This window comes from Aeromicrobium sp. PFPM2_SD2, assembly GCF_057364525.1.
On record NZ_JBNFNZ010000367.1, the window covers coordinates 1 to 2,478 of the forward strand.

The 2,478-nt window shown below is 74.0% G+C and carries 5 protein-coding genes; 3 read left to right on the top strand and 2 right to left on the bottom strand.

Annotation, left to right across the window (positions count from 1 at the left end; genetic code table 11):
* On the bottom strand, positions 1 to 152 hold a 152-nt coding region (locus AC2W7G_RS13660; RefSeq protein ID WP_485868922.1), incomplete at its 3' end, for an NAD(P)-binding domain-containing protein.
* Between the two features lie 55 nt (positions 153 to 207).
* Between AC2W7G_RS13660 and AC2W7G_RS13665 the strand changes: the two genes are divergently transcribed.
* A complete protein-coding gene (locus tag AC2W7G_RS13665) occupies positions 208 to 1,176 on the top strand; it encodes a bile acid:sodium symporter family protein (protein WP_485868918.1) in 969 nt (322 codons plus the stop codon).
* Here AC2W7G_RS13665 and AC2W7G_RS13670 read toward each other — a convergent pair.
* Positions 1,173 to 1,514: an ArsR/SmtB family transcription factor gene (locus AC2W7G_RS13670; protein WP_485868919.1), complete on the bottom strand. Its 342-nt coding sequence runs from the start codon at positions 1,512 to 1,514 to the stop codon at positions 1,173 to 1,175. The genes AC2W7G_RS13665 and AC2W7G_RS13670 overlap by 4 nt on opposite strands.
* 91 nt (positions 1,515 to 1,605) lie before the next feature.
* Between AC2W7G_RS13670 and AC2W7G_RS13675 the strand changes: the two genes are divergently transcribed.
* Positions 1,606 to 2,022 (top strand): arsenate reductase ArsC, encoded by a 417-nt coding sequence (locus AC2W7G_RS13675; RefSeq protein WP_485868920.1) that lies wholly within the window; start codon positions 1,606 to 1,608, stop codon positions 2,020 to 2,022.
* Positions 2,015 to 2,478, top strand: a 464-nt coding sequence (locus AC2W7G_RS13680; protein WP_485868921.1) for an FAD-dependent oxidoreductase, incomplete at its 3' end; no start/stop codon positions are given. The genes AC2W7G_RS13675 and AC2W7G_RS13680, both read left to right, overlap by 8 nt.

Consider the following 2,478-nt stretch of genomic DNA (forward strand, 5'->3'; position numbering starts at 1 on the left):
CGCCGTCGATGCCGTGCCGCTCGCGCAGCTCGGCGGCCGCTCGGCCGCTTCTCGACGGCGACGACCCGGCGCTCGACCCCGGCGGCCAGGAGGGTGGACACGATGGTCTCGCCCATCACGCCGACCCCGATGATGACTATGCGCTCGGTCACACCGCCAGCCTAGGACGTGGAGGCCACCCGGGGACGTCTCCCCTAGGGTTCACGTGTGCGGCTGCGTCTCGACCCCTTCCTGCTCGTCCTCCTCGCGGTCGCCCTGCTGGGCACGTTCCTGCCGGTCACCGGCGACGGGCTCGACGTGCTCGACGTCGTCGTCAAGGTCGCCGTCGCGCTGCTGTTCTTCCTCTACGGCGCCCGGCTGTCGCCCGCCGAGACCTGGCACGGCCTGCGCAACGTCCGCCTGCACCTGGCGATCCTGGCCATGACCTACGTCGCCTTCCCGCTGCTCGGCCTGCTCGGCCGGCTGGTGACCGACCCGGTGCTCCCGGCCGGGCTGGCGACGGGCGTCCTGCTGCTGACGCTAGTGCCGTCCACGGTGCAGTCGTCGGTGGCGTTCACCGGCATCGCCCGCGGCAACGTCGCCGGCGCCGTCGTGGGGGCGTCGCTGTCGAACCTGCTCGGCGTCGCGCTCACCCCGCTGCTCGTCGGCCTGCTCCTGGCCGGCAGCGGCGACGTCTCCGTCAGCGGCTCCACGGTGCTCGCGATCGTCCTGCAGCTGCTGGTGCCGTTCGTGGTCGGGACGCTGAGCCGTCCGCTCACCGCGGCGGCGGTGACGCGCTGGCACCCCGTGCTCGGGCGTTACGACCGGCTCACGATCCTGCTCGTGGTCTACGCGGCGTTCAGCAAGGGTGCCGAGGCGGACGTGTGGAGCCACGTCGACGTCGTCTCGGCGCTCGTGGTGGTGGCGGCCTGCGCGGTGCTGCTCGCGGCGGCCCTCGGCCTGTGCGTGCTGCTCGGCCGCGTGATCGGGCTGGCCTGGAGCGACCGGGTGCCGCTGCTGTTCTGCGGCAGCCACAAGAGCCTGGCGGCCGGCCTGCCGATGATGTCGGTGCTGTTCGCCTCGGACGACTTCGCCCTCGCCGTGCTGCCGCTCATGCTCTACCACCAGCTCCAGCTCGTGGTGTGCGCCTGGCTGGCCGGACGCATGGGGCGCCGGGCCGAGGCCGCCGAGGTCTAGGCCCTGGCGCTCGACCGCAGCACGTCCGCGAGGTCGTCCAGAGCCCCGGGAACCAGGGCGTAGTACGACCACACGCCCCGCTTGGTGCGAGTCAGCAGGCCCGCGTCGACCAGCACCTTCAGGTGGTGCGAGACGGTCGGCTGGGACAACCCGACCGGAGCGGTCAGGTCGCACACGCACGCCTCGGCGCCGTCCTGGGCGGCGACGAGCGAGAGCAGCCGCAGCCGGGTCGGCTCGCCGATCGCCTTGAACCGCGCGGCCAGCCGGCGCGCCGCGTCGTCGGGCAGCGTCTCGGCGGTGATCGGGGCGCAGCAGCCGTCTCGCTCCACGGTGGTCATGGGCCCAGCCTAGCCAAGGCATCGACGTCGATCGATGTCTTGGTAGGCTTCCATCGACAGACATCGATGAATGCCCGCCCGAGGAGCCGCCATGGCCGACCGACCCTCCGTCCTGTTCGTCTGCGTGCACAACGCCGGCCGGTCCCAGATGGCCGCCGCCTTCCTGTCCCACCTGGCCGGCGACCGCGTCGAGGTGCGCTCGGCCGGGTCCCAGCCGGCGGACAGCGTCAACCCGGTGGCCGTCGAGGCGATGGCCGAGGTCGGCGTCGACATCGCCGCCGCGACGCCCCGGGTGCTGACCGACGACGCGGTGCAGGCCTCCGACGTCGTGGTCACGATGGGGTGCGGCGACGCCTGCCCCTTCTTCCCCGGCACGCGCTACGAGGACTGGGAGCTCACCGACCCGGCCGGACAGGGCCTCGAGGTCGTCCGCGGCGTGCGCGACGAGGTCCGCCGCCGCGTCGAGGGCCTGCTGGCCTCGCTGGGCGTGGAGGTGCGCCGTGGCTGAGCTGCCCGTCGTCGTCGTCGGAGCGGGGCCCGTCGGTCTCGCCGTCGCCGCCCACCTGCGTGAGCGCTCCGTGGACACCGTGGTGCTGGAACGTGGGGAAGGCGCCGGCGCAGCCGTCCGCGAGTGGGGTCACGTCCGGCTGTTCTCGCCGTGGTCGGAGCTGGTCGACCCGGCCGCGGCCCGGATGCTGGACGCCGCCGGCTGGGACTCTCCCGACGCGAGCGGCTTCCCGACCGGGGCCGACTGGGCCGACCGCTACCTGGAACCGCTCGCCGCGTCGCTGGGCGACGCCGTCCGCCTGCGGCACGAGGTCACCGGCGTGACGCGGCTCGACCGCGACGTGATGGTCGACTCCGGGCGCGACGAGGCCCCGTTCGTGGTCCACGTCCGGGCGCCGCAGGGCGGCCTCCGCCTCCGGGCCCGGGCCGTCGTGGACGCCTCCGGGACCTGGTCGGG

Bases quoted from the DNA above. Each gene is read 5' to 3' on its own strand.
- AC2W7G_RS13670 (WP_485868919.1), bottom strand. From the start codon at position 1,514: ATGACCACCGTGGAGCGAGACGGCTGCTGCGCCCCGATCACCGCCGAG.
- AC2W7G_RS13675 (WP_485868920.1), top strand. From the start codon at position 1,606: ATGGCCGACCGACCCTCCGTCCTGTTCGTCTGCGTGCACAACGCCGGC.